We start from the raw sequence: 26,615 nt of genomic DNA, 5'->3' as shown, positions 1-26,615 counted from the left end.
TTAAAAATCCTCATCGTCAAAGTCTTCACCAAGCGCTTCGTCATCGGCAAATAATTCATCCGTCAATTCCTCTTCAAGATTATCTCCTGTGCTGATGCTTCCGATATCAAGATCATCAATATCCAGATCATCCTCAAGGACATCGTCCCTCAAATCATCATCAAAATCGTTTGTGATAACAACTTCGTCTTCTCTGCCCTCGATGTTTACATTCAACTCTTCAAGATCGTCATCAACCGATTCCTTAATGGCAATTTCTCCCTGTTCTTCAGAGTACACCTTGACATCCAGCGCAAGGCTCTGGAGTTCCTTGATAAGAACTTTAAAGGACTCAGGTATTCCAGGTTCAGGAATGTTTTCACCCTTAACGATTGATTCATAAGTCTTAACTCTACCTACAACGTCATCCGATTTAACGGTAAGGATTTCCTGGAGGGTATATGAAGCACCATATGCTTCCAGTGCCCAAACTTCCATTTCTCCAAATCTCTGTCCGCCGAACTGGGCTTTACCTCCGAGAGGCTGCTGAGTTACAAGCGAATATGGACCTGTTGAACGGGCATGTATCTTATCGTCAACCAAGTGAGCCAGTTTAAGGTAGTACATATATCCAACGGTTACCCTGTTGTCGAAGGGTTCACCGGTTCTTCCGTCATAAAGCACGGTCTTGCCGTCGGGATCTTTACCCGCATGGATCAGCGTGTCTTTAATGTCCTCTTCGGTTGCACCGTCGAATACAGGTGTGGCAATTTTCCAGCCCAGAGCCTTGGCTGCAAAACCCAGATGCACTTCAAGCACCTGACCGATATTCATACGTGAAGGAACGCCGAGAGGATTTAAAACTATTTCCAAAGGAGTTCCATCAGGAAGGAACGGCATGTCTTCCTCAGGGAGTATTCTTGAAATAACACCCTTGTTACCATGTCTTCCCGCCATCTTGTCACCAACGGAAATCTTTCTCTTCTGGGCGATATAACATCTGACCAGCTGATTTACTCCGGGCGGCAGTTCATCGCCATTCTCACGGGTAAATACCTTAACGTCCACAATAATACCCGATTCACCGTGAGGTACTCTCAGGGAGGTATCACGGACTTCTCTCGCCTTTTCACCGAATATGGCTCTCAATAGGCGTTCTTCGGCAGTAAGTTCGGTTTCTCCCTTCGGAGTGACCTTACCTACCAGAATATCTCCTGCACGAACCTCGGCGCCTATTCTGATTATTCCTCTGTCATCCAGGTCCTTTAAGGCTTCTTCTCCCACATTCGGAATATCCCTGGTGATTTCTTCAGGTCCCAGCTTGGTATCTCTGGATTCGGCCTCGTATTCCTCAATGTGGATTGAAGTATATACGTCTTCCTTAACAAGCTTTTCATTTATGAGGATGGCATCCTCGTAGTTATATCCTTCCCAGGTCATAAAGCCTATGAGGATATTTCTTCCCAGTGCAATTTCACCATTGTCGGTTGAAGGACCGTCAGCTATAATATCGCCCTTCTCAACAACCTCACCTTTTCTTACGATAGGTCTCTGGTTCAGACAGGTGCCCTGGTTTGAACGCATGTATTTGAGAAGCTTGTATACATCCTTTTGCCCGCTCTTGGTCTTGATGGTTATTTCACTTGCCGATACCTTGTCAACGACACCCGGATTTTTAGCAATGACGCAAACACCTGAGTCTCTGGCTGCTGTGTACTCTATACCTGTACCGACTATTGGAGAATCGGCCTTTATAAGAGGCACGGCCTGACGCTGCATGTTGGAACCCATGAGGGCACGGTTGGCATCATCGTTTTCAAGGAACGGAATCATTGCAGTCGCAACAGAAACCATCTGCTTGGGTGATACGTCCATGTAATCCACTTTGTTGCTTTCGACTTCCAGTATTTCATGCTTGTATCTGGTAATAACCTTGTTTGATTTAAATCTGCCCTCTTCATCCAGAGGTTCTGTAGCCTGGGCTACTATAAAAGGATCTTCCACGTCGGCGGTAAGGTATACAATCTTATCCGTAACCCTTCTGTTTTCCTTGTCAACTATTCTGTATGGTGATTCAATAAAACCGTATTCGTTAACTCTCGCATAGGTACTCAAAGAACCTATCAGACCTATGTTCGGTCCTTCTGGAGTTTCTATGGGACACATACGGCCATAGTGGGAGTGGTGAACGTCACGGACTTCAAAGCCCGCTCTCTCTCTGCTCAAACCACCGGGTCCCAGAGCGCTCAATCTCCTCTTGTGAGTTAATTCTGCAAGCGGATTTGTCTGGTCCATGAACTGTGACAACTGGCTGCTTCCAAAAAACTCTTTTATTGATGCGGCAACAGGTCTGATATTTATGAGAGCCTGAGGAGTCACAATGTCTATATCCTGTATAGTCATTCTTTCTCTCACAACCCTTTCCATTCTGGACAAACCTATCCTGAACTGGTTCTGGAGCAATTCACCCACCGAACGCAGTCTTCTGTTACCCAGATGGTCGATATCATCAATCGTACCGATACCATAGTCAAGATTTATTATATAGCTTATTGAGGAGATGATATCATCTATTGTTATATGTTTTGGAATAAGATCGTTGATCCTTTCGGCAAGAGCCTTTTTGATCTGATCTTTTCCGCTGTTGCTGTCAAGTATTTCCTTCAGAACCTTGTATTGGACTTTTTCGGTTATCCCTAAATCAGTAACATCAAAATCAACAAAAGAGCGTATGTCAACAGTATTGTTACCGATAACCTTGACGGATTTTCCCTCTACGGTGACAAATACAACGTTTACTCCTGAATTTTGAACTGTTTCAGCCTTTTCTCTGCTTATAACCTCACCGGCCTCCACCAGCACCTCACCGGTTTCTGCCGAAGCAATATTCTCAGCAGCTATCTGCCCGCTGATCATATTGGATATGGAAAGCTTCTTATTAAATTTAAACCTGCCGAATTTGGCAAGATCGTATCTTTTTGCATCAAAAAACAAGCTGTTTAAAAGAGTCTTTGCGCTGTCAACCGTAGGAGGCTCTCCAGGTCTCAATCTCTTGTATATTTCAAGCAGACCTTCCTCGCTGGTCTTTGCATTATCCTTTTGAATGGTCGCAAGGATTCTTTCATCTTCCCCAAGTAATTGCGTAATCTCGTAATCAGTACCATAGCCCAAAGCCCTTAACAGCACTGTAAGAGGCAGTTTCCTTGTTCTGTCGATTCTTACCGACAGGATATCATTGGAATCTGTCTCATATTCAAGCCATGCACCCCTGTTCGGGATTACTGTATTAGAGTACAACTTCTTACCTACACGGTCAAACTTCATTGAATAGTAAATACCAGGCGATCTGACGAGCTGACTTACAATTACACGCTCTGCACCGTTAATTATAAAGGTACCGTTGTCTGTCATTAACGGGAAATCACCCATAAAGATTTCCTGTTCCTTAACTTCTCCGGATTCCTTGTTAATTAATCTGACCTTCGCCTTGAGGGGAGCAGAGTATGTAGTGTCTCTCTCCTTGCATTCTTCGACACTGTACTTTGGTGTGTCATCAAGCGAGTAATCAACAAAATCCAAGATAAGGTTTCCGGTGTAATCCATAATTGGAGATATATCTCTGAAAACTTCTCTGAGACCTTCGTCCAAAAACCACTGATATGAATTCTTCTGGACCTCAATCAGGTTTGGCATTTCAACGACTTCTTGAATTTTAGAGTAACTCATCCTGGTGTTTCTACCCAATTTTACGGGTTGTACCATATTTATATCACCTCATAAACTTATGACTTTACAAGAATCTGACTGAAAAATTTTATGAATATATTATTCAATTGCCGTTTCCATAACGTATTCATGAATTATTTAGTCGTCAGACTCTTTGGGAATATTATTAAAATTTCACATAATTAGAATTATATTATGGGAAATCATAAATCAAAACACTTAAAGCTGTGAGTACCAATAACAGCCCTATAAGGAAAGGTTTTATTATTTGTACCGCACCCAAATCCCGTATTAAAAACAATAATATACCAGTAATTTAGGTTGTATATAATTTTCAAAAATACGCATACTGAACCTTGTAGCTATAATAACTAATATTCAGTTTTTAACAGATTCGCAGACATTAAAATATTATTAACAATTATTGTCTTGTTTATTCGTATTGTTGCATTTTTATTACAGCTCATGCTATAATATTATATAAGTAAAAACAAGAAATTTCCCATTTGGGTCTAATAACATAATTTTAATGCAGTGTATAATGATACCATAGTTAATACTGCTTGTCAATTGCTAAAACGTATTAATAAATGCGTTTTTTTATTTGTTTTTAAATACACATTTACCCAAGCTTCTGCTTCAAGGGAATACACCTTATTCCAGCCAGAAAGAACCTGAGCATATCCTAATTTCATACTTTGAAAAAAGAGGCCGCTCTTAAATAAGAGTAGCCTCTTTTTACTGCCGGATTGCCGTTTTAAACAGCGAAATCCGGTTTGAAATCAATAATATTATTTAATTTCAACAGTTGCTCCAACTTCTTTGAACTTAGCTTCGATTGCTGCAGCTTCATCCTTTGAAACGTTTTCCTTGATAGTCTTAGGAGCTCCGTCAACGAGATCCTTAGCTTCTTTCAAACCAAGACCGGTTGCTTCTCTAACAACTTTGATAACCTTGATCTTGTCTGCTCCAACTTCCTTCAATATTACATCGAATTCAGTCTTTTCTTCTGCGGGAGCTGCTGCTCCACCTGCTGCAGGAGCTGCTGCAACTGCTACAGGAGCCGCTGCTGATACTCCAAACTCTTCTTCAAGAGCCTTTACGAGTTCTGATAATTCCAATACTGTTAAAGCCTTTACATCTTCAATTAATTTTGTTACTTTTTCGCTAGCCATTGTATAATTACCTCCAAATAATTTTTTAATTTTTAATTTTTTTAATTTAACAAATTAAATAACTTTATAATTAATAAAATTTATTTATTAATTTATTGATTTAATTTAAGCGTTTGCTTTTTGTTCAGCAATAGCATTCAATGCTACAACCAAACCTCTCATATTTCCGTTCAATACATTTACGAAGCCGGAAATAGGAGCATTGAAGCCTCCCAATACTTTCGCGATAAGGACTTCACGTGACGGCAAGTCTGCAAGAGCCTTGATACCATTGATATCAATAACCTTACCTTCAACAACACCAACCTTGAGTTCGAGCTTTTCAAACTTCTTGGCAAAATCTGAAAGAACCTTTGCAGGTGCCACAGCATCAGTTGAACTGAGTGCCATTGCAGTAGGGCCATTCAAGAAAGGATCCAGAGCTTCCAGTCCGCTTTCTTTCATAGCTAAACTGGTCAATGTATTCTTAACTACTTTATACTCCACACCAGCTGCTCTCAAAGCATTTCTCAATGCAGTATCCTGCTCAACGGTCAAACCTCTGTAATCAGCCAATACTATTGATTGTGCTGCTTTAACTTTTTCAGTCAAATCGGCAACTACCTGCTTTTTTTGTTCAAGAATTTTGTTACTAGGCAAAACATCCACCTCCTTTTGCGGTTTTTGTAAGAAAAATATATTAAAGAATATTTTTTCCTGATCATATAACAAAAATAAAAAACCCTTTGCATGCACATAGACATTCAAAGGGTGATTAACTGTTTCAAAAGTTACCAATGGTAATTTTATTAACTGACGCAAACTGACTTAACAATTCACGATCACAACCTCGGCGGGATGATGCAGGCATCTGTTAGGCCTCGGTATTGCTACTCCGGCTCCCACTGTCTATGGCTCACTATTTCAAAGCGAAACAAAAATGTATCGCCCGACCTTTTATATATTAATACTAAACAAGCATTTTGTAAAGTACTTATTTTTAGAAGTCATCCAGGTTTATTATTCAGTAACCTTTATGGGGTTGATTTTAACACCGGGTCCCATAGTTGAAGAAACTACAACACTCCTCAGGTATTGTCCCTTGGCAGCGGAAGGCTTAGCCTTTATAACTGCTCCAAGAAGCGTATGGAAGTTATCCATTAACTTCTCTGTACCAAAAGAAACCTTTCCTATCGGACAGTGAATAATATTTGTCTTGTCAAGTCTGTACTCAATTTTACCGGCTTTGATATCGGCAATAGCTTTAGCTACATCCATTGATACAGTACCCGCTTTCGGATTTGGCATAAGTCCCTTGGGACCGAGCACCTTACCCAATCTACCAACAACACCCATCATATCCGGTGTTGCAACTACTACGTCATATTCAAACCAGTTTTCATTCTGAATCTTTGTTACCAATTCTTCAGCACCAACGAACTCAGCACCGGCCTGTTCTGCTTCCTTTGCCTTGTCTCCTTTTGCAAATACCAACACTCTGACCTTTTTACCGGTTCCGTGAGGAAGTACTACCGCACCTCTTACCTGTTGGTCTGCATGTCTGGAGTCAACACCGAGCTTTATATGAACTTCGACAGTCTCATCAAACTTTGCTTTTGCGGTTTTCTGAGTAAGGTCGAGAGCCTCTGCCGGATCGTGAAGCTTTTGTCTATCAACAAGTTTTGAACTTTCTTGATACTTCTTTCCTCTAAACATACGTCACACTCCTTAAGTGGTTGATTATTGTCGGAAACTCTTGTTTCCTCCCACAAACTGTAACTAGTAATTTAAAAACTAGTCTATTACTACGATACCCATACTGCGAGCTGTACCAGCTATCATACTTGCTGCCGCATCAACGCTTGCCGCGTTCAGGTCGGGCATCTTCATTTCTGCAATTTTACGAACTTCCGCCTTGGTGATCTTTGCAACTTTCTCCTTGTTTGGCTTACCAGAGCCGCTTTCAATTTTGCATGCTTTTTTCAGAAGAACAGCTGCCGGAGGAGTCTTTGTGATGAAGGAGAAAGATCTGTCAGCATAAACTGTTATAACAACAGGGATTATAAGTCCCGCGTCTTTTGCTGTTCTTTCATTGAATTCCTTACAAAAACCCATAATGTTAACGCCGTGCTGTCCTAAAGCTGGTCCAACCGGTGGAGCCGGAGTTGCTTTCCCCGCAGGAATCTGAAGTTTTACGTAACCTGCAATTTTCTTTGCCATTAATTCCACCTCCCAATTTTCTGCGAACACATGTGTATTCGCCGGTATTGCTTATAAGTTATTTATTAAAAGGACAGAAAAACATCATATGCTTTTCTATCTGCCTTATGGCCTATATTTTCATAATCTGTGTCAGTTCAAGTTCTACAGGAGTTTCCCTTCCGAACATGGATACCGAAACACGAACCTTTTTCTTTTCAAGATTGATCTCTTCAACAATTCCGATAAAGTTTTCCAGAGGGCCTGACGTAACTCTAACATTATCATTGACATCATAGTCTATCTCAGGTGCAAATTCTTCAACACCCATTGCTTTTACTTCATCATCGGACAATGGTACCGGTTTGGATCCAGGTCCGACAAAACCCGTAACTCCTCTGGTGTTTCTGACTATATACCAGGACTCGTCCGACATAATCATTTTAACAAGCACATATCCGGGAAAAACCTTTTTAAGTGTTGCCTTCTTTTTGCCGTCCTTAATCTCAATCTGTTCTTCCATGGGAACAACGATATCGACAATATAATCCTGCATGCCTCTGTTTTCTACTATCTTTTCAAGATTAGCCTTTACTTTGTTTTCATACCCGGAATAAGTATGAACTACATACCACTTAGTATCCTCAGACATATCAAAAACAGGCCCACCAATTCAGAGCCCCATGTCCTCCCTCTAATTCTATTAGCCTTGGAAAAAACATCCCGATTAAGCCGGTTCACACCAGCCCGGACGGAACTTTAATATTAACAAGACGTTAAACTGCTATTTTGTAAATACAACATCAGCCAATGCTGTCAAACCGAAATCTGCAGCCCATATTATTACGCCAACAACCAGGCAGAAAATAAGTACCGTAATGGTATTGTTTATCAGCTGAGTCCTATTTGGCCATATAACCTTTTTCAGTTCGGCCCTTATTTCTCTGAATAGCCTTGCCATACCCTGGCCGGTTCGCTTAATGCGAGACACTTTTTTAACCTCGTTTTCAGCCATCATAATCACATCCCAATAAAATATTTTTTTAATATCAATTGGCAGTTATACAGTAATTGTTGACACAATTCCTATAATCATGGATCTTATGCAGAAGTATAACCAAACAAAAGGTCCATTAAACATTGCCAGCGATTTCAGAATGATTTAGTCTCCAAAGGAAACAATAAGTCCAGCCACCGATATTACGCCATACTCATTTAGTTTCCGAAGAGACAAATAACAATATTGAACAGTATCTAATATTATTTATTTTGTCTCCAAAGGAAACGATAAGTCCAGCAATCTATATTCCTCTAAACTTATTTAGTTTCCTTGTGAACTGTGTGCTTGTGACAGAATTTACAGAATTTTTTCAATTCAAGTCTATCCGGGTCATTCTTCTTATTCTTCATGTTGGAATAATTTCTTTGTTTGCAATCAGTACATGCGAGTGTAATCTTAACTCTCATCAGTAACACCTCCAGCCGCTTAATGTGTATTTGTGTGTTTCACCATATAAGTCAATTTATCAGATTTATTTTAGACATAAAAAAAAAGACTTACACAACGAGCAATAACTAATTTAACATATAAGCGAAAAAAAGTCAAGCATATGTTTTTCAGAACATGCGCTCCGGAATCTGTCAAACAAATATTGGCAACCTCAATACCGGGACATATCAAGATATTACAAAACTGTCACTATTTTTTAAACATGCTGCTGTATAATCTTATTATACCTTCTTATGAGTAATAATATATCAATCTGACGCAATTTTTGAAAGGAGTTATTAAATGAAAAGTAGGATTATCACTTTTGCACTGATAGCAATCCTGTGCTTTACATATCTCGGAGTTTTTGCCGATGACAGGGGAGTTGATCTGTATCCCGCCTCAACTGAAACCGTTTCAGGAGAAAAGTGGGGTTACATCGATCAAACCGGAGCCTTTGCCATACAGCCCGGCTATAACTTTGCCAGGGAGTTCAATGACAGGGGCATCGCCATCGTTGGCAACGGGGATAATGAATTCGACATTTGCAAGGTTTGTTTTATCAATAAGTCAGGCAAGATCGTATCCGGTCCGTTTTCCTCCTTTCTTCCCGATTTCGAAAACGGCATTGCCGTCTTGAACACCATGGATTCCGGTTCCACAGTAGTGGACTCCTCCGGCAGGGTTCTTTTCACCTCAGAATATAAAATTCATGATTATCAGGATGGACTGCTAAGCTTCTCGGACGAAAATATGAAATACGGTTTCATGGATCTGACGGGTAAAGTTGCCATTCCCGCCAAGTTTTTAAATGCCGAAGATTTCAATGACGGCAGGGCAGTGGTTGAAACAGGTGATGGCAAATTTTCGGTTATTGATAAGTCGGGCAAGGTATTGGAAGTACTGAAATGTTATAATGATTATGAAAGCTCGGAAGGATTTACCCCTTTCTGCGATGAAAAAAGCAAGTTGTACGGATATAAGAACTACAGCGGCGATGTGGTAATAGAACCGGCATTTTACTCAGCAGGCAGATTTACCAGGGGATATGCCGTTGTTTCGGTGGAATCCCAGGAGATATGCGACACATATGGTTTGATAGACACAAAAGGAAAATACATACTCAAACCCGAATACTCGGGAATCACTTACCTGGGGTCGGACATGTTTGCCGCAAGCAGGAACCTCTCCGCCCCATATTCCGACTATTATTATCCCAAAGCACTGTTCAACATCAAAGGTGAACGGCTCAGTGATTTCAAATTTTATAGAATAAATCAATTTGAGGGGGATCACGCTGTTGCCTGTGACAATACCAGTACGTTCTTTATAGATAAAAAAGGAAATATGGTTGACACTCTTCCCAACCTCCCGGGAATCGGTGATATCAAATATATGGGCGGCATTCTCCAGGCAAAGCTGGACGGCGGTCTGACATATCTGAAAGAAAACGGTGCAATCCTCTGGCAAAAGGACAGGATTATCCCTCTGAATGGCCGGATTAAAGCCAATGTAGCATCTTTCAGAAGAGATTACCTTACGTATATCGAATATCCCGAAATTACCGGTCTGGAAGATCCTGCAGTACAGGAAAGCATTAATAAAAAGCTGAAGGCGGAGTTTATCGGCGAATACGAAAACACTCCTGCATCCAGTAGTTCTGAGTATCCTGAGGACATCTCCTATGATTTTTCGGTCTCTCTTAACAAAAATTTACTTATAATAGAAAAAACCGGCTATTGGTATCCTATCGGTGCTGCGCATGGTCTGCCTTCCATGGAGTACTTCCATATTGATATCAAAACCGGGACTTTCTATCAGCTTAAGGACTTGTTTAAAACCGGCAGCAGGTATGCCGACGAGCTTACCTCGCTCGTGGACAATCAGATGGCCTTAAATACCAAAATAAGTTCAATGTTTCCCGACAATGGTATGACTTATTTTGAAGAAAAACCGGAAGTCACGGAAAATCATGATTTCGTACTGGGAAGTGACTCCTTGAAAATATATTATTTCCCTTATGCAATTTCCTCATATGTAGCCGGTTTTCCAGAGTTTGAAATCCCTTACGGCCAAATAGGCAGCATTATTGACACCGGCGGAGCTTTCTGGAATTCTTTTGACAAGACCATAATAGACAATAAGCCCAAGTTATTCCGGAATATCGATAGTTCAATCGTCAGTCAAATTGAAAGTCTTATGGGCTCCTACGAGCAAAACATAATAAATGCTATTAACAGCAATACCTTTTGGGCTGTGGAGCCCTGCCTTTTGAAAGGGAGTAATCTATATAACTCACAGAAAAAACTGGTATCCGATCTATCCAGTAAAAATACAAAAGAAAAGCTCAACAAATATGAAATATATGCTGTTGAAAAAGGTGATGCTTCCAATACATACAGGGTTTATGTCATAGAGGAGGTTGCGGTCAAGTATTCAGGCGGGGACTTTGTAAATAACAAATATAACTGGTGCTACACCGTCGAACCTGATGAGGATTCAAAATACAAGCTCAGTGATATTGTAAAGTGGTAGTCAACATAAAAGCGTAATCGGATAAAATCCTCTAAATGTATATGATTTGTATAAAATAAATGGCCGGCTGATATCAAGCCGGCCATTTATTTTTAATTTGTATCATCAAATCCTAACAATCTACAACTTCATTTATTCCTGCACCCGGAGGCACAATGGGGAATACCTTGTCATCCTTGTCAATCTCAAAGTTTATCAATACCGGAGTATCCGTTTCGGACAGCGCCGCTCTGATCGCCCCGTCTACCTGATCCGGGTGCGTCACATTTATGCCCTTTGCCCCAAAGGCTTCAGCCAGTGCCTTGAAATTTGTTCCCCTGTCTATTGTGGTCTGGCTGAATCTGCTGTCATAAAACAGCTCCTGCCACTGCCTGACCATCCCAAGTGCCCTGTTATTGAAAAGAGCGATGATTATGGGCAGCTTATACTCCACGGCAGTGGCCAGCTCGTTCAGGTTCATCCTGAAACTGCCGTCACCGGCGATGTTGATGACCTTTTTATCGGGCCTGCCAAGCTGTGCCCCGATACAGGCTCCAAGGCCATAGCCCATGGTGCCCAGACCGCCGGAGGAAACAAATTGCCTGAACCTGGTGTACTTATAGTACTGGGCGGCCCACATCTGATGCTGTCCCACTTCGGTGGTTATGACAGCATCACCGCTTGTAAGTTCATGCAGCCGCTCCACAATGTACTGGGGCCGGAGAACCTCGGAGGATTTATTATATTTCAGCGGGTATTTCTCTTTCCATGCGTTTACCTTTGCTATCCACTCGGTATCCTTTTTGGGTTCCACACCTTTTATCAAGGTTTGGAGTATCTGCTTGATATTGCCCACAAGAGGATAGTCCACCGATATATTTTTACCGACCTCGGCCGAATCCACATCGATATGCATTACTTCAGCGCCCGGTGCAAAGCTGCTGACCTTGCTGACAATCCTGTCGCTGAAGCGGTTCCCTATGGCAATGAACAGATCGCAGTTATGTACCGCATAGTTGGAGGTCTTGGTTCCGTGCATCCCGACCATTCCCATAAAGAGCTCATGAGTCCCCGGAAAAGTACCCATTCCCATCAGGGAAGTGCTGACAGGGATGCAGGCACTCTCAGCAAGGCTTCTGACCTCTTCTTCGGCACCGGCAATACCCACACCTGCACCCGACAGTATAACCGGTCTGGAAGCGTTGTTTATGGCCCTGATTGCCGTTTCAAATTCTTCACCGCTTATTTCATGGTATTTATTTGAGATGTAATCATCTTTGCCGGGAGTTCTCGGAGTATATTCCATTTCGGTGGCGGTGACATCCTTGCAGATGTCCACCAGAACAGGGCCCGGCCTGCCCTCCCTTGCTATTGCAAATGCCTTTCTGATAGTATCTGCCAGCTTTGTTACATCCTTGACTATAAAATTATGCTTTGTTATAGGCATGGTGATGCCTGTAATATCCACCTCCTGAAAGGAGTCCTTGCCCAGCAGGCCGGTGGGCACCTGACCTGTTATGGCGACCATGGGCACAGAATCCATATAGGCTGTGGCAATACCGGTAACCAGATTTGTGGCACCCGGACCCGAGGTCGCTATGCACACGCCCACCTTGCCGGTGGCACGGGCATAGCCGTCGGCGGCATGGGAAGCCCCCTGTTCATGCGAGGTAAGTATATGCCTTATCTCGTTTCTCGCCCTGTACAGTGCATCATAGATAACTATGGCCTGGCCTCCGGGATAGCCGAAAACCGTATCAACACCCTGCTCTTTTAAACATTCTATAATAACATCGGCACCTAATATTTTCATTCACTCACTCCTTCATTCCCTGCATATCTTCCTGCTTATCACCTTACTACTTCAAAACTGCTCCCGTACTGGCAGAAGTGACAAGTCTGGCATACCTGCCCAGATATCCCGAGGTTATCTTGGGTACAGGAGCGCTCCAAAGAGCTTTCCTTCTGTCCAGTTCCTCCCGGCTGCATTCTATGTTGAGGCGCCCTTCGGGTATGTTGATGTCAACAATATCTCCCTCCTGAATGAGAGCTATAGGGCCGCCCTCCATTGCTTCGGGAGATACGTGGCCTATGGAGGCTCCTCTCGAAGCGCCGGAAAATCTTCCGTCGGTGATAAGTGCCACACAGCTGTCCAATCCCATGCCTGCTATGGCAGAGGTCGGTCCCAGCATCTCCCGCATGCCCGGCCCTCCTTTGGGGCCCTCATACCGGATGATCACCACATCTCCCTTTACAATTTTGCCTTCATATATTGATTTGATTGCGTCGTCTTCACTGTCAAACACTCTTGCAGGCCCTTTATGAACAAGCATTGAATCGGCTACGGCCGACTTCTTTACCACCGCCCCGTCAGGCGCGATATTTCCCCTGAGCACTGCTATTCCCCCGGTGGCACTGTGCGGTGCATCTATATTCTTAATGACGTTGTAATCCTTTACGACCGCATTCTCTATATTTTCTCCTACTGTTTTGCCTGTAGCTGTTATCAGGTCAAGATGGAGCAGTCCTTTTTTGGATAATTCCTTCATGACCGCCTGTACTCCGCCTGCCGCATAGAGGTCCTGAATATGATAACTGCCTGCCGGCGCCAGCTTGCAGAGGTTGGGCGTCCTTGAACTGATCTCGTTGATTATATCCAGATCGATCTGCATGCCTGCCTCATTTGCTATGGCTGGGAGATGGAGGACGGAATTTGTCGAACAGCCCAGTGCCATATCCACCGTCAGGGCATTTTCAAAGGCCTTTTGGGTCAGTATGTCGGAGGGTTTGATATCCTTTTCCACCAGTTCCATAACCTTCATACCGGCATGTTTTGCAAGCCTGATCCTTTCGGCGTATACGGCAGGTATCGTTCCGTTTCCGGTAAGTCCGAGGCCCAGCACCTCTGTGAGACAGTTCATGGAGTTTGCCGTAAACATGCCGGAGCAGGAACCGCAGCCCGGACATGCACTGTTTTCAAAGTCATCGACCTCTTCCCTGGTTATTTTTCCGGCCTTGAAAGCACCTACCGCTTCAAACATGGTATTCAGGTCCAGCTGCTTTCCGTCCTTGTTCAGAGAGAGCATGGGCCCCCCGCTTATGACAATGGAGGGTACATCGATCCTGGCTGCGGCCATCAGCATGCCCGGTACGATTTTGTCACAGTTGGGTATAAAGACCATTCCGTCAAAGCTGTGTGCTTTCCCCATGGCTTCACAGGAATCAGCAATAAGTTCTCTGGTCGCAAGTGAATATTTCATACCGGTATGGCCCATGGCAATACCGTCACAGACACCTATGGCACCGAATTCGATCGGCGTTCCTCCGGCCATTCTTATTCCTGCCTTGACGGCCTCGGTTATTTTATCCAGATGTATATGTCCCGGAATTATTTCATTTTGTGAGTTTACAACCCCGATCAAAGGCCTCTCAAGTTCCTCATCGGTATACCCCATTGCCTTAAAAAGTGCTCTGTGAGGTGCTCTTTCAATACCTTTTTTTACAATATCACTTCTCATATGAACCTCCATTCGGTGCGCGCCCGAAATTTTGGCGGCACTTAGTCTCAATAGCAAGTTAATTTATTTAATCCTATATGTTTATCTAAATATGTTTATTTAATTATATATTTATCTAATTACATGTTTATCTATTTGTTTTGTATTTTTTAGTGTACTACTCCTGTTTCAGATATATCATCAATTGCAACGATAATAAATTCCTATACGCTAAAATAATAGCCGGGATAACTCTGTCCCAGCTTGATTTAAACTTATTTTACTCTTATGTTGGGGAAGTGTCCAGACCGACGGGGCAAGTGGATAAAAAACATTAAAACAAACCGTAAACCAGGGGAGAAAACATTAATTGCCTTAAAGTCAATTATGATTTTACCTGCTCCTGCTGGTGCCCGGGAGATAAAAAGCCGACAATGAAATTATTCTGATAGAAGTAACTGGCAAACTGTGAAGTCCTGACAGAATCTATTACCGGTGAAAACTTCGGAAACGCACTGAACAGTACAAGCAGAGCACAAAGTATGTATACCATGAATATGCCCTCTATTGCTCCCAGAACAAATCCTCCGGCCCTATCCAACTGCTTGAAAACCGGGAGTTTTGCTATTGTTTTGATTATAACCCGCGCAAAAATGAGTCCGAAGCGTATTATCAGATATATTAGGATCATACTCATAATATTTATCACAAGCATGGCTATCTCGGAGCCTACAGCTTCGGTAATTTTTTGAAAGCCCAGAACATCCTTTTTACCGACATTTTCAATTATGGCCTCTTTTATAAACCCCGGAAGCTTTAAGCTGTCAACAATCGACTGTGCCGTCCTCTCCTGGAGCGAAAGGCCGTCAGCTGACTGCTGCCTGACTATGCCGCTGATTACCGAGGCTTTTATATTGGCATAGATGACTGTCTTTTGAAGCATTGCCGATAAGACAGGATAAAATTTTATGGCGAAAATTACCGATAATATATATGAGAGCAGCCTGAAGACAGAGTATAAGAAACCGTTCCTCATACCAATTGCCGTAAATATAACAATAATGACCAATACACCAATGTCCGTCCAGTTCATGTGCAACCCTTTCAGTATTATTTTATTTCAGCCAGTGAAATGTTTCCGCCCGTTATTACGATGGCTTCGTTTGGGCCGGTCAAATAGGCATCCTTGATCTCATTGCGAGCAATGTAATGCCCGATTTTTTTTCCTTTGACAGTATACAGGTATATACTTCTCTGAGTCCTCAAGGCCAGCTGATCCCCATATACACTGATGCCGCTTATATTTTCGGGCTGATCAAAGCTGTACACCTCTTCCCCCTTTGAGTTCAGCACTAAAACCTTCTGACTTGCCGAACCGGAAGGATCGGTGAACTTTCCTGCCAGGATAACATATTTGTCGGTACCGGGAGCCACACAATATATGGATTCGGCACTTTTCCTCCACAGCTGTTTCCCCTGCCTGTCCATCAAAACCACCGTATTCTGGCCTACAGCTGCAATATTATTTCCTATGGTCTGAACGACAGGAAACACATTATCCGCTATATCAAAAACCGCAATCGGCTTTTCCTCATAAATACTGTTGAATTCAAACTTTGTCCCTGCTTTAATGCTTTTGGTAACCACCTGGTTGATCAGTACATCCTCGCCGCCGGTTAAAGTTTTTGCACCCAGAACAATTTCCTCCGCGCAAAACTTTGTATATTTGTCAACTCCGTTTACATCAATGACAAGGACGGCAGACTTGTATTCCTTTGATTGGGTTACAACCGTACAATCCCCTTCTTCACTGACTTCGGCATTTATTATCTGACTGTCGAGTTTCCTTGTCCAGAGCTGGGTCTTGTCCTTAAAGAAATATATATCCCGCCCGGAAATATCAACTACGGCCATATATTTGCGCGAACTTCTCAATACCGGTCTGGTCATGGTAAGTGCCTTTTCCTGTAAAAGTTTACCTGATTTATCATACCACTTTACCCCATCCTGGGAAAGCACAATGATATAATCTCTGTAAACCTTGCAATCAACACTCCCGTCCTGGGAAAAGGAAATGTCGGCAGCAGTTCCGCCCATTGAATCCTGAGTGTGATTTTTTGCAAAGGCAATGGCACTGTTTATATTAAATTTTTCGAAATCATAGCCTATTGACTTAAGGTAGACCGCAAATGCCATAATTATAATAGCTATAATCAGCAGAAAAAAAATTATAACACTTGAGACTGAGTTGGGCTTTTTTATTTTAACCGGGGTATCCCCCTGATTTTGCTGAATAGACAATATTCTTTCACCTCAAAGCTTTTTCTTTAGTAACAATCAATATTGATTTTCCACACCCTTTTTATTTATCGTCCTCCGTATAGTAAAAGTTTAGCATACGGGGCATAATATAGTCCACTATTCCCACAAGAAATTTGCTTCGCAGATCGGCCCTGCGTTCACTCAAGTGCTTTGCAGCTTGTTCCCGGACGTCGTCATGACTTTCCGGGGCTGCTTCCCCTTCTTTGACCCGTTCCCGGTGAAACCTGACCCCTTACGAATTGGAAAAGTATTATGAACAGCAGAAACAGCCCAAGGTAACCAAATACCGGATACAGGGTGGCTATCAGCTTGGAAAAGCCCAGCGACGACATTGGTATTGCTACCGCACAGATCACAGCTGCAACAAGTTTGTAGCTGATTTTCATTTTGGTACTGACTCTTTCAGTCAGGCAATAACCGGCGGTTACCGCCGAGGTGTACATGGCAAGTATCAGAATTATACTGTAGATATTGGACAGAAGCCTGCTGTTGTTCTGGATTATACCAAGCACCGGTATTTCGGAAATTATTGAATGAGGATAAAAGGAGTATAGTGCCGAATTTAAAACAAGTGCCGTTATGCAAAGCATTCCGCCGCCTATTATCCCTCCCCATTTTCCAACCCTGCCGGTCTTAAGGTACGGGAGCATCCTGGTCATCAATACCGTTGAGAGTATTGTGTTATAGCTCACATAGAGTATTGCGGAAAATACCCAGTTGTTGGTGACCACCCTGGCCTTTTCGGATATATTGAAGACAGAGGTGTCCTTCGATGCCAGGATGTAAAGACCAACAAATATTATCCCCACAATAAGTACCGGTGATAAGAAAGAGCTTATGGTCACAATTCCCTTTATATTTGTCATTATTGCAAGAAGGGTGGCTGCCGCACCTATTGCAACACAATATCTGTACTCCATTCCCGTGAGCTCGGCAAGCACATTTCCCAGTCCGGCAACCATCACGCACATTATACAGGCCATAAACAGCATCACTATGAATTCCATCAGCCTGCCAAGGAAATAACCCGTCATGGGGAACAAAAATTCGTCATAGCTGCTTATTCTTTCGGTGTAGACCTTATTGAGGACTACATACCCTACAATTGAGAACAGCAGACCTGCCAGTATGATCCCAAAAAAGCCTCCTGCATAATACATTGAAAAAAATTGTATGATTTCCTGCCCCGATGCAAATCCTGCTCCGATTATTGTTGCCATATATAAAAATGCCACCTTGAAAATATTACCGATTTCTCCTTTAATCAAAAAAAGCAACTCCCAACATAGAAAATTTGGAACCTTCCGTTCCCGAGGTTATAACCTCTGTATAATTCTATGAGGGAGCTGCCCTTCACATTACATTTTATTAATTTGCCTTGTTGGTGGTTCTGCTACTTCTTTTCAGCTTTATCAATGGCTTCTTTTAGAGCTTTATAGGTGGCTCTTATGCCATCGGGTTCATCAAGTACCGACTTCAACACTACCCTGTTTGTGTAGACTCCGTCCTTTACAGCGTAGAAGTAGTTTTGGTCCTTTGGTATATACTCAATGGTCACAGGCTTTGAATCAGGCTTCATAAAGTACTTGATAGTCACTTCCGGAGTGCCTGTGGGTGTGGCCCCTGTCTCATACCTGCTCATGGTAATACCAATCATTGCCGAATAGAAGTTTCTGAACAGTGACTTGGAATTGCTGTCCTCCATGTTTGCATCTTTTCCGTCAACCTTGAAGGTATCCTTGTCGGAATCATCCTTAACTGTCGTTATATCTGATACGATAGTCTTTCCGTCAATTGTAAGTTCAACCTTGTTCACATCATTGATATTGGGCAGGAATACGAAGGTATTTACAATATTGCTGAATTTCACATCCAGGAAGGTCAATGGTGAAATATCCAATGTAAATACGCTCTTCCCGTCAGGATATTTGGCATAGGTTGTTTTACCTTTTTCAAGCTGTTTGCCGAACAATATCTTCTTTGTGGTCTTGCCGTCACCATATTCCAGGGCAAAAGCAGGCTTATCCAGACCGTATTGGGCCAGATCGGGATTTTCATCCACAATATCGGCAATTGCCAATTGGACTACCGCGTTGGTCATAGCCGATACATCGGAAGCTTCGGCCTTTTCCCTGACAGGTGCTACTATATCCACATCGCTCTCGGATTTTATATCCAGATCAAACTGCATCTCTCCGTTTTTCTCGTAGGAGAGCTTTTTCAAGGTTTTAGGATCAACGGGCAAAATATCCTTTACAGCGAAATATCCCCTGCTGTATGTGAATTTGTCCTTATAATAAAGTCCAACCACATATACCTTGTCCTCACCTTTTTTCTTAATATAAAGTCCGTCATTTGTGGGTGTGGCAGCTCCGACTTCAATTTCCTGGACCGAACCGTCCTTCATTCCCACCTTGACTGAGGCAGTGGGCTTATCCAGGCCGTATTTGCCGAGATCAGCCGCTTTTTCCTCAATAATCCTGTTTGCATTTACATCCGCTAAATCTGAGGCTGCCGAATCAACATAACTGCTGTTTATTTCAAATTCCATTCCGGGTTCCATTGACCAGGCATTATCCTTTTTGACCAGTTTATAGGAACCTTTCTCATTATTAAACTCAATCGAAGTTACATCTTCCTGCTTGCCGGATGTAACGGAAATTTCTTCGGCCTGCGTGGACTCTGAGGCTGAACCGTCGTTTTTATCCGAGTTTCTATGACTCAGATAAAAGTATGCTCCTCCCAGAAGTCCAAGAACAATAACGAGAATAATAGCATTTCTGAATAACTTCATATTTTACAAATGCCTCCTTCTGGACCACACAACAAAGCCGCATCCCATTATCAGAACCGGTAGAACTCCCATCAGAACGACAGATATTACCTTAACCTGACTCTCGTTTGTAGTCAGAGTTTTGGTTGATACCAGTTTGGAAGAAATCGTGGTCTGGTCGGCCTTATCCTGCATCCAGTTCACTATCGTATATACGAAGTAGTTTGCTCCGGTTGCAAAATAAGTCGAATACTGGCTTGATAATGCCCTGTCGGTGAGGAATACTCCATTACCGAATACCAGTACCTTGCTGCCTCCCTGAATTTCGGAAGCAATTGCAAGATCAAAAGGACCCGACTGTGTTTCACCCTGGTTCAAAATACTTGCTGCCTGAGCCTTGTCGGTTGTTTTTGCAAGTGAATAAGTCTTAAGCCATTCCTTGTCATTCTTCAGTATGGAAAGGCTTCTTGAATCCGGCAGGAACAAATACTGATCCTTGCTGCTGTAAGAAGAATTTATATCATTGCTTTCAAGCTTCGCTACCAGTGAGTACTCATCTCCGGGCAAATGCATATTCTGATCAAGTTCTTTGACCTTGTCGTAATTGATGCCTACATTATAAGCCTGAAGTACTTCTTCAAAGTTCGGGAATTTGTTTCCCGATTCAACTGGATCAAATAAAAATACTACTCTGCCGTTCTTTTTCAGGTAAGCATTTACCTTGATCATTTCGGCATCGGTAAGATCTTTCTTGGGGGAAGCAAACACAAGCAGCTTGCAATCCTCAGGGATGTTCTCCTCTGTAACAAGTGAGAGCTGCTTAACTTCCATGTTATTATTTTCAAGCGCCGTCCTTACCTGTGTGAGATCGCTGTCCACCGAATTTTCGTCATGACCTTGAACAAAATAGGCAATGGGTGTTACATCTGAAGTAACAAATTTGATGGCACCTGTTATTAAGGGCTCCGCACTGAACATTCTTCCATATTCGGAGGACTGTCCGTAAAGATCCTGGGCACTGAGCTTTTTAACCTTGTTTCCGCTTTTAACTATGAAATCGCCTTTTGCTATATCCTTGGTCTTGTCCTTATCAAAGGAAGCTATTGTTCCCGGATCCTTATCAGGGTCAATATAAGAAACCTTTATTCCCAATTTCTCGTATTGTCCCAGAAGATTGATCAGATCCTTATAGGCATCGCCGCTGCCAATCTCACCGTCGTCAAACAAGCCATATATTGTAACATCCTTCTTTATATCCTTAATAATTGTCTTACTTTCATCACTGAGGGAATAAAGTTTGTCCTTGGTCAAATCCCACTTTACATCACCCATTCCCACAAGCAGGTTGATAATTACTGCTATTGCAATTACAACAGCTATCAAAATTATTGAATTCGAACCATATTTTAAAGATCTTTTGTCCAATTTAAATTTTCCCACTATTTATCACCCCTTACTCCAGCGTCTTTTTTCTATTACTCTAATTGTCAGGAATACAAATACTGCCGAAAAGCTTAAATAATAAACTATCGGGCCAAGGGAAAGGATACCTGAGAAGAAATCCTCTGTTCTGGAGTATAATGAAAACCAGTTCAGAATTTTTGCCCATATGCCTCCCAGACCTGGAGCAATACCCTGCAGCAGCCACATCAATAAAAGTCCTACTACACTGACTATCGCGGCAATTATCTGGCTTTCAGTCAGCGAGGAAGCAAAAACTCCGAAGGCTATAAATGAAGCTCCCAAAAGAATAAAGCCTATATATCCGCCAATTATTTCCGAAACAGCAGGCTCACCAAGCACCGCAAGTATTATAGGATAAATCAGGGTTATGCCTGTCATAACAAGAAATACTGAAAAAGCGGCCAGGTATTTGCCCACGACAATACTTGTAAGTGATGCAGGCGAGGTTATAAGCAATACCTCTGTTCCGCTCTTTCTTTCATCGGCAAGTACCTTCATTGTCAATATGGGAACGATCAGCACCAGTATAAGCGCCATATAATTCAGATTGAAGTTGTATTCGGCTGTTGCCGATGCAAGGTTCATATAAAAAAGCATTGATGAAATAAATATGAACAATCCGATCATTACATAAGCTGTAGGTGAATTAAAATAGGATTTGAACTCTTTTTTTAAAATTGAATACATGACTTATATAACCTCCTTTTCCTGCGTGGTCAACTGTAAGAATATATCTTCGAGTGTAAGGTCAAGGGACTTCAATTCTATGATTGGATATCCAGCCTTGGCCATTGCAAAGAATAGAGGTCGTCTGATATCAATTTCCTTATCTGATTCAATAATAAATTCCGTTACATCCTTTTCTTTTTCAATGTGGGGTTCTACATATTTTATTCCGTATATCTCCTCAATTGCATTACTGATCGAGCCCTTGGGTCCGGCGATGGTAGCCGACAGCTTGCTGACAGTATTCATGCCCTTTGACAGATTGTCGGGCGTGTCGATTGCTGCAATTTTACCTTTGTTAATAATGACTACTCTCTCACAGACAGCACTTACCTCAGGCAGGATATGGGAACTTAATATGATAGTATGCTGTTTTCCAAGTGCCTTGATAAGTTTGCGGATTTCAATTATTTGCTTGGGGTCAAGGCCAACTGTAGGTTCATCAAGTATAAGAACCTCGGGGTTGCCCAAAAGTGATTGAGCCAAGCCAACTCTTTGCTTGTAGCCTTTCGAAAGATTCTTCACCAATCTGCCTCTGACATCGGTTAATTTTACAAGCTCCATGATGTCTGCCATCTGACTCTTTTTCTGCTTCTTGCTCACATCTTTCAGGTCAGCAACGAAACTGAGATACTCTGATACTGTCATGTCCATATATAACGGCGGCAGTTCAGGCAGATAGCCTATTCTTTTTTTAACCTCTGCGGGATTTTCCATGATGTCATATCCGCAAACCTTAACCGAACCCTCGGTAGAAGGAATGAAACCGGTTATAATATTCATGGTTGTTGATTTTCCGGCACCATTAGGCCCAAGGAAACCAAGCACTTCACCTTTTTCAACTGTAAAGCTGATATTGTCTACAGCCTTTATCTGACCATAGCTTTTGGTCAAATTTTGAATCTCAATCATTCTTTTCCCCCCTATTTATTTCGTGCATTCAGGAACATACCGGTCAATTGTATAAATATAACTGTATGTTCAGGAGTATTACCGGAATTAGCTTTGTTGATACACCCAAAAGAATGGCTCGTCCATCCCGGGAAGAGAATAGTCGTGCTGTTTCCAGAGACTTGAACATGCCATTCCAAAGAATGGCTGGCCATCCTTTATTAATTATCCATAATTATTTTTAATAAACTATGAACGAAATGTAACATTTGTACAAAGCAATAACTGGGATTTCACAATAATCCAATAAAAAAATGGAATATATTGTTTAGTCATTTTAAGATTATATAGTTTTTTCGACACGTTTTCAAGTGGAAATGATTCTTTTTAAGACTCTGTATTATTAATACTTTTGGTTTATTTTTATTTAAATTATATCATTTAAGAAGTATTTCCCCTAACCCTATTAGGAAAAGTAAAAGCTACATACAAACTGCTTATGAAGAATATGTTGTATATTTGCTACTTTCAAGTAGAAGCAGCACAGAAGAAAGTAACTCTATACCATCCTCTTACAACCGTTATATGCTTTCAATTTAGAAAACCATAAATAAAAAATACACTATTTCTTTGCGAATTCATATGGCAATATGTCCAGACCATTTTAGTAATATCAAGGGTATCTTTTTGTGGTTCAAGCGAAGTTACATAGGAGCTGCCACGCTGGTGAACGAGCATTGGAAGTTGTCGGTGGTATGGTTTAAAAAGATAAAGGTTCTTGTCCGGATGTTGTACCCTGCAAGGTTCTTTTTCTCCCACGGAAGGGGTTCGTGGAGACCGTGCAGCGATATAAAAAATAGTCTGTTGTGTTCCGTCACGAATCAACAAGCAGACCATTTTTTTGTTAAAGTGTATACACACTTTCTATGCTGTAAAAAAGAGGTAGTTACATGGATTAAATTTATGGCATCATATCAACTAGGATTCCATGATCAGGTAGAATCGGATCTAGTTGTATTTGAAATTTATAGCTTCGAGTTATAGGGCTTCCGGCAGGTGTGTTCAAAATGCTAAAATTACCAGATGCTTCGGCAATTGCATACGAATTTTTAATTCCAGTCGCTCTAATTATCTGTTCTGAACAACCATTATAAGTAACAAAAGCTCCGGTCCTGTTGGTATATGGTTGGCCCTGTATAGTGACTGAATTACCAGTCCAAGTAGCCTGTGTATACAATATTATCATAGCACTCCCAAATCCATAATAATAATCCTTTTCGACACTAACAATGCTGGCGGCTGCTACTGATGAAGAATCAGCTTCTTCAGAATTGACTTTTTCTATTGCTAGCTTATATGTAATATAAGTACCATCATCAAATTTAATTGTTAAAGGTTTATCTTTAACCAAAGGTATTTTTCCGTCTGGGTAAAGAGAATTTATTTTTTCATTTTCCATTGTTAAGCATTGAGGGTCCTTTTTCTCTTCTTGTGCATTAGCAGTACCTAATAAACTTGTCATAAAAATGCACATCATTAGTATTGCTAATAATTTTTTTAAATTCATAGACAACGTCTCCTTAAAAATCTTTTTTCTTAAATATAAATTTTGTAATTAGAACTATCACAGTTACAAGTAACAAAAAAAGTATAGTTACAATTACTATAGGTGAGAACAAATAAAAAAATTGCATGTAAAGTACCTCCTTTTCATTTTTAATTATAAACTACATCCATATATTGTAAATTAGTAAATTAATTTCATAATTGTTCCTAAATAACAAAGGATTTTTTTGATATTTTAAATATTTTAGTATTATCAATATATATCAATATTTTACCAGCATTTGCACAGAAAAGACAAACATAATCCAAATCTATATTAAAAAAGCTATGATCTTGTATAATAAAACCATGATTTTCTTGCTTTATTGGTAATGGGAGCATCGGTGTCATGAAGTTAAGTAATAAATAAATTATGGAATGCCGTAGCTATTTTTAGCATTTCAGAGTAATTTAAAAATTTTTAAATATCATAACTTTTCGCCAATCTCAACACCCAAAATTTTCTTAAGATTCCGTAGTTTTGTCCAAAGCCTTTGTTTATGGTTTCGCCTACAATTTCAAGCATGTGCTTTTAATAGAGCTTCCATTTTTTGAAGTTTGTCCTCGCGCACTATCTAGTTATACTTGGATAAAATTGCATTCTGTTTTTTATGCGGTATGCCTTATAATACCCGTCCGCAAATTAAATGCCTGACTGTGGCACACAAAAAAAATGCCTGAAATTTTACCGGTATCTTTATTTTCTTTTTGCTTTACAGATATATTTAATCAGAGTCAACTGGTACGCGAGTACAACTTCATGAAATAAGATGCACAGTTAAAAACAATTGCGGTAAATTGTCGACGAAGGTAAAGCGGTTTTGCCGGCAAAGCAACAGGACGTTGCTTTGAGCTTCAAATCGAGACAGGAGGTCGAGTTTGAGCGACGATAAAACCGCTTAAAATGAGGCGATACAATTTTCACAATTGTTTTGGGTGCATCTTTATTTTATGAAGTTAGTACGGAAGTTACCAGTTGATATAAAAATTACGCAGGTAAAGCAAAATATAAAATAAATAGCCCAACGCGTTAAATCAAATGCCTGACGGCAGCCGGACTATCCCTTTACCGCTCCGGATATAAGACTCTTCTGGACCTGGTTGCTGAGCAGGCAATATATCAGCAGGGTCGGAATAGTTGCTATTACCAGACCTGCTCCTATAGGGCCCCAGCTGGTGGTATACTGTCCAACCATCTGCTGAATTCCGACGGTAAGTGTTCTGTATTGCCACTTGCTTATAAAGGTTACCGCAAACATCAGCTCATTCCAGGAAGACAGGAAGGTGAATATTGAAACGGTTGCTATTGCAGGCTTTATCAAAGGAAGAATTATTCTGAAAAAGCTGTTGTAAATACTGCAGCCATCCAGAAGCGCCGACTCTTCCATTTCTTTCGGAATGTCCCTGAGAAAGCCTGAGAATATATAAATAGCCATTGGAATTGCAAATCCCACATATGGGAAAATCAAACTCCAATATGAGTTAAGCTGCTTCAGTTTTGAAAAAAACATGAAAAGCGGCAGCAGTGCTGCATGAATAGGTATCATCAGACCCATAAGGAAGAATATAAGTGTAACTCCGCTGAGCTTCCACTTCATTCTTACAATCCCATAGGAAGCCATTGCCGCCACTACCGATGATATCATAATAGTAACAACCGTCACCAGGGCACTGTTTATAAAGTATATTCCAACCTTTCCATTTGTCAGAGCCTGCTGATAGTTCTCCCATAGCAGCTTATTCGGAAATCCCACCACATTGGAGCCGAATATCTCCCCGTTGCTTTTAAAGGAAAACAGGAGCAGCCATATAAACGGGTATATCTGTATAAAAGCAATTATGAGCAATACTATTTGCAGGACTATGCCGCCTATGGTAACAGGCTTTTTATTACTGTTTTTTATTTTCTTCATATAATCCTCAACCCCTCATTTATTTAATAATACTCTCGAAAACTCCAATAGCTTTCGAGCTCTATGTTTTAAGATGCAATTTTCTTCTCGCACCTCTAACATTCTCCAGTTTTTTACTTTAAATTTTCCAACAACATTTACCAGTAGTAACCATATATGGTTACTGTACACCTTGACATTAGCTTCCAAAAATTTGAAAACCACAGCGTATGGTATTAATTGCCATAACACTGGTTTTGGAGGCTATATTAATGTTGTGTAATTGGAACTCTCATGTAGACTATCAAAAGAAACTTCTGCTGGATTTGATTCTGTTTTCTGAAATTGAAAAAAGCAGGGTGGTCTCTTTGGAAAAGTCTCTAT

General features: G+C 41.3%; 20 protein-coding genes and 1 other annotated feature. Of the genes, 1 reads left to right on the top strand and 19 read right to left on the bottom strand.

Annotation, left to right across the window (positions count from 1 at the left end; translation table 11 throughout):
• The 8 genes from rpoB to rpmG all read right to left on the bottom strand — a co-directional run bounded on the left by rpoB (position 1) and on the right by rpmG (position 8,525).
• Positions 1-3,741, bottom strand: a complete 3,741-nt coding sequence (gene rpoB / locus T344_RS0122980) for a DNA-directed RNA polymerase subunit beta (RefSeq protein WP_027630648.1) — start codon at positions 3,739-3,741, stop codon at positions 1-3.
• A 755-nt stretch (positions 3,742-4,496) separates the two neighbouring features.
• Positions 4,497-4,880, bottom strand: a complete 384-nt coding sequence (gene rplL, locus T344_RS0122975; RefSeq protein WP_027630647.1) for a 50S ribosomal protein L7/L12 — start codon at positions 4,878-4,880, stop codon at positions 4,497-4,499.
• 105 nt (positions 4,881-4,985) lie between these two features.
• On the bottom strand, positions 4,986-5,519 hold the full coding sequence (rplJ, locus tag T344_RS0122970; protein ID WP_027630646.1) for a 50S ribosomal protein L10: 534 nt from the start codon (positions 5,517-5,519) through the stop codon (positions 4,986-4,988).
• 66 nt (positions 5,520-5,585) lie between these two features.
• Positions 5,586-5,792, bottom strand: a sequence feature (ribosomal protein L10 leader region).
• A gap of 87 nt (positions 5,793-5,879) precedes the next feature.
• Positions 5,880-6,575, bottom strand: a complete 696-nt coding sequence (gene rplA, locus T344_RS0122965) for a 50S ribosomal protein L1 (protein WP_004623032.1) — start codon at positions 6,573-6,575, stop codon at positions 5,880-5,882.
• Positions 6,576-6,653: 78 nt separating this feature from the next.
• Positions 6,654-7,079, bottom strand: coding sequence for a 50S ribosomal protein L11 (rplK, locus tag T344_RS0122960; protein ID WP_004623030.1), 426 nt, complete (start codon positions 7,077-7,079; stop codon positions 6,654-6,656).
• A gap of 112 nt (positions 7,080-7,191) precedes the next feature.
• On the bottom strand, positions 7,192-7,710 hold the full coding sequence (nusG, locus tag T344_RS0122955; protein ID WP_004623022.1) for a transcription termination/antitermination protein NusG: 519 nt from the start codon (positions 7,708-7,710) through the stop codon (positions 7,192-7,194).
• Positions 7,711-7,842: 132 nt separating this feature from the next.
• A complete protein-coding gene (secE, locus tag T344_RS0122950) occupies positions 7,843-8,076 on the bottom strand; it encodes a preprotein translocase subunit SecE (RefSeq protein ID WP_004622984.1) in 234 nt (77 codons plus the stop codon).
• Positions 8,077-8,375: 299 nt separating this feature from the next.
• Positions 8,376-8,525: a 50S ribosomal protein L33 gene (gene rpmG / locus T344_RS0122945; protein ID WP_004623026.1), complete on the bottom strand. Its 150-nt coding sequence runs from the start codon at positions 8,523-8,525 to the stop codon at positions 8,376-8,378.
• Positions 8,526-8,850: 325 nt separating this feature from the next.
• On the opposite strand from rpmG, the gene T344_RS0122940 reads away from it, so the two are divergent.
• Positions 8,851-11,082 (top strand): WG repeat-containing protein, encoded by a 2,232-nt coding sequence (locus T344_RS0122940; RefSeq protein ID WP_027630644.1) that lies wholly within the window; start codon positions 8,851-8,853, stop codon positions 11,080-11,082.
• Between the two features lie 112 nt (positions 11,083-11,194).
• On the opposite strand, the gene ilvB is transcribed toward T344_RS0122940, so the two are convergent.
• From ilvB to T344_RS0122880, 11 genes are all read right to left on the bottom strand, one after another.
• A complete protein-coding gene (gene ilvB / locus T344_RS0122935) occupies positions 11,195-12,874 on the bottom strand; it encodes a biosynthetic-type acetolactate synthase large subunit (RefSeq protein WP_027630643.1) in 1,680 nt (559 codons plus the stop codon).
• A 46-nt stretch (positions 12,875-12,920) separates the two neighbouring features.
• Positions 12,921-14,579 carry a dihydroxy-acid dehydratase gene (gene ilvD / locus T344_RS0122930; RefSeq protein ID WP_027630642.1) on the bottom strand — a complete coding sequence of 553 codons (1,659 nt, stop codon included), beginning with the start codon at positions 14,577-14,579 and terminating at the stop codon, positions 12,921-12,923.
• A gap of 364 nt (positions 14,580-14,943) precedes the next feature.
• Positions 14,944-15,651: a CvpA family protein gene (locus tag T344_RS0122925; RefSeq protein WP_027630641.1), complete on the bottom strand. Its 708-nt coding sequence runs from the start codon at positions 15,649-15,651 to the stop codon at positions 14,944-14,946.
• A gap of 17 nt (positions 15,652-15,668) precedes the next feature.
• Complete coding sequence (locus tag T344_RS0122920) at positions 15,669-16,859, bottom strand: DUF5711 family protein (protein WP_027630640.1); 1,191 nt, start codon at positions 16,857-16,859, stop codon at positions 15,669-15,671.
• A 194-nt stretch (positions 16,860-17,053) separates the two neighbouring features.
• Positions 17,054-18,148, bottom strand: coding sequence for a YkvI family membrane protein (locus T344_RS0122915; protein WP_027630639.1), 1,095 nt, complete (start codon positions 18,146-18,148; stop codon positions 17,054-17,056).
• A 125-nt stretch (positions 18,149-18,273) separates the two neighbouring features.
• Positions 18,274-19,674, bottom strand: a complete 1,401-nt coding sequence (locus T344_RS0122910; protein ID WP_027630638.1) for a DUF4340 domain-containing protein — start codon at positions 19,672-19,674, stop codon at positions 18,274-18,276.
• A gap of 3 nt (positions 19,675-19,677) precedes the next feature.
• A complete protein-coding gene (locus T344_RS0122905; RefSeq protein ID WP_242842129.1) occupies positions 19,678-21,093 on the bottom strand; it encodes a GldG family protein in 1,416 nt (471 codons plus the stop codon).
• Positions 21,094-21,099: 6 nt separating this feature from the next.
• Entirely contained in the window at positions 21,100-21,804 is a 705-nt protein-coding gene (locus tag T344_RS0122900) for an ABC transporter permease (RefSeq protein ID WP_027630636.1), read from the bottom strand.
• A gap of 3 nt (positions 21,805-21,807) precedes the next feature.
• The gene (locus T344_RS0122895) at positions 21,808-22,755 is read right to left on the bottom strand and encodes an ABC transporter ATP-binding protein (RefSeq protein WP_027630635.1); all 948 of its coding nucleotides are present in this window, start codon (positions 22,753-22,755) and stop codon (positions 21,808-21,810) included.
• 940 nt (positions 22,756-23,695) lie between these two features.
• A complete protein-coding gene (locus T344_RS0122890; RefSeq protein WP_027630634.1) occupies positions 23,696-24,301 on the bottom strand; it encodes a hypothetical protein in 606 nt (201 codons plus the stop codon).
• A gap of 1,096 nt (positions 24,302-25,397) precedes the next feature.
• Positions 25,398-26,252: a carbohydrate ABC transporter permease gene (locus tag T344_RS0122880; RefSeq protein ID WP_027630633.1), complete on the bottom strand. Its 855-nt coding sequence runs from the start codon at positions 26,250-26,252 to the stop codon at positions 25,398-25,400.
• Positions 26,253-26,615 lie beyond the last annotated feature (363 nt).

The sequence above is a fragment of the Ruminiclostridium cellobioparum DSM 1351 = ATCC 15832 genome (genome assembly GCF_000621505.1).
Classification (GTDB): Bacteria; Bacillota; Clostridia; order Acetivibrionales; family DSM-1351; genus Ruminiclostridium; species Ruminiclostridium cellobioparum.
Note: the sequence above shows the minus strand (reverse complement) of the source record. Positions and strands in the feature narration are given on the sequence as shown.

Excerpts from the sequence above, each read along its gene's own strand:
- T344_RS0122910 (WP_027630638.1), bottom strand. The coding sequence starts at position 19,674 with ATGAAGTTATTCAGAAATGCTATTATTCTCGTTATTGTTCTTGGACTT.
- rplK (WP_004623030.1), bottom strand. The coding sequence starts at position 7,079 with ATGGCAAAGAAAATTGCAGGTTACGTAAAACTTCAGATTCCTGCGGGG.
- T344_RS0122940 (WP_027630644.1), top strand. The coding sequence starts at position 8,851 with ATGAAAAGTAGGATTATCACTTTTGCACTGATAGCAATCCTGTGCTTT.
- rplA (WP_004623032.1), bottom strand. The coding sequence starts at position 6,575 with ATGTTTAGAGGAAAGAAGTATCAAGAAAGTTCAAAACTTGTTGATAGA.
- rplL (WP_027630647.1), bottom strand. The coding sequence starts at position 4,880 with ATGGCTAGCGAAAAAGTAACAAAATTAATTGAAGATGTAAAGGCTTTA.
- T344_RS0122925 (WP_027630641.1), bottom strand. The coding sequence starts at position 15,651 with ATGAACTGGACGGACATTGGTGTATTGGTCATTATTGTTATATTTACG.
- rpoB (WP_027630648.1), bottom strand. The coding sequence starts at position 3,741 with ATGGTACAACCCGTAAAATTGGGTAGAAACACCAGGATGAGTTACTCT.
- T344_RS0122890 (WP_027630634.1), bottom strand. The coding sequence starts at position 24,301 with ATGAATTTAAAAAAATTATTAGCAATACTAATGATGTGCATTTTTATG.
- ilvB (WP_027630643.1), bottom strand. The coding sequence starts at position 12,874 with ATGAAAATATTAGGTGCCGATGTTATTATAGAATGTTTAAAAGAGCAG.
- rpmG (WP_004623026.1), bottom strand. The coding sequence starts at position 8,525 with ATGAGAGTTAAGATTACACTCGCATGTACTGATTGCAAACAAAGAAAT.
- T344_RS0122900 (WP_027630636.1), bottom strand. The coding sequence starts at position 21,804 with ATGTATTCAATTTTAAAAAAAGAGTTCAAATCCTATTTTAATTCACCT.
- ilvD (WP_027630642.1), bottom strand. The coding sequence starts at position 14,579 with ATGAGAAGTGATATTGTAAAAAAAGGTATTGAAAGAGCACCTCACAGA.
- nusG (WP_004623022.1), bottom strand. The coding sequence starts at position 7,710 with ATGTCTGAGGATACTAAGTGGTATGTAGTTCATACTTATTCCGGGTAT.
- secE (WP_004622984.1), bottom strand. The coding sequence starts at position 8,076 with ATGATGGCTGAAAACGAGGTTAAAAAAGTGTCTCGCATTAAGCGAACC.
- T344_RS0122880 (WP_027630633.1), bottom strand. The coding sequence starts at position 26,252 with ATGAAGAAAATAAAAAACAGTAATAAAAAGCCTGTTACCATAGGCGGC.
- T344_RS0122895 (WP_027630635.1), bottom strand. The coding sequence starts at position 22,755 with ATGATTGAGATTCAAAATTTGACCAAAAGCTATGGTCAGATAAAGGCT.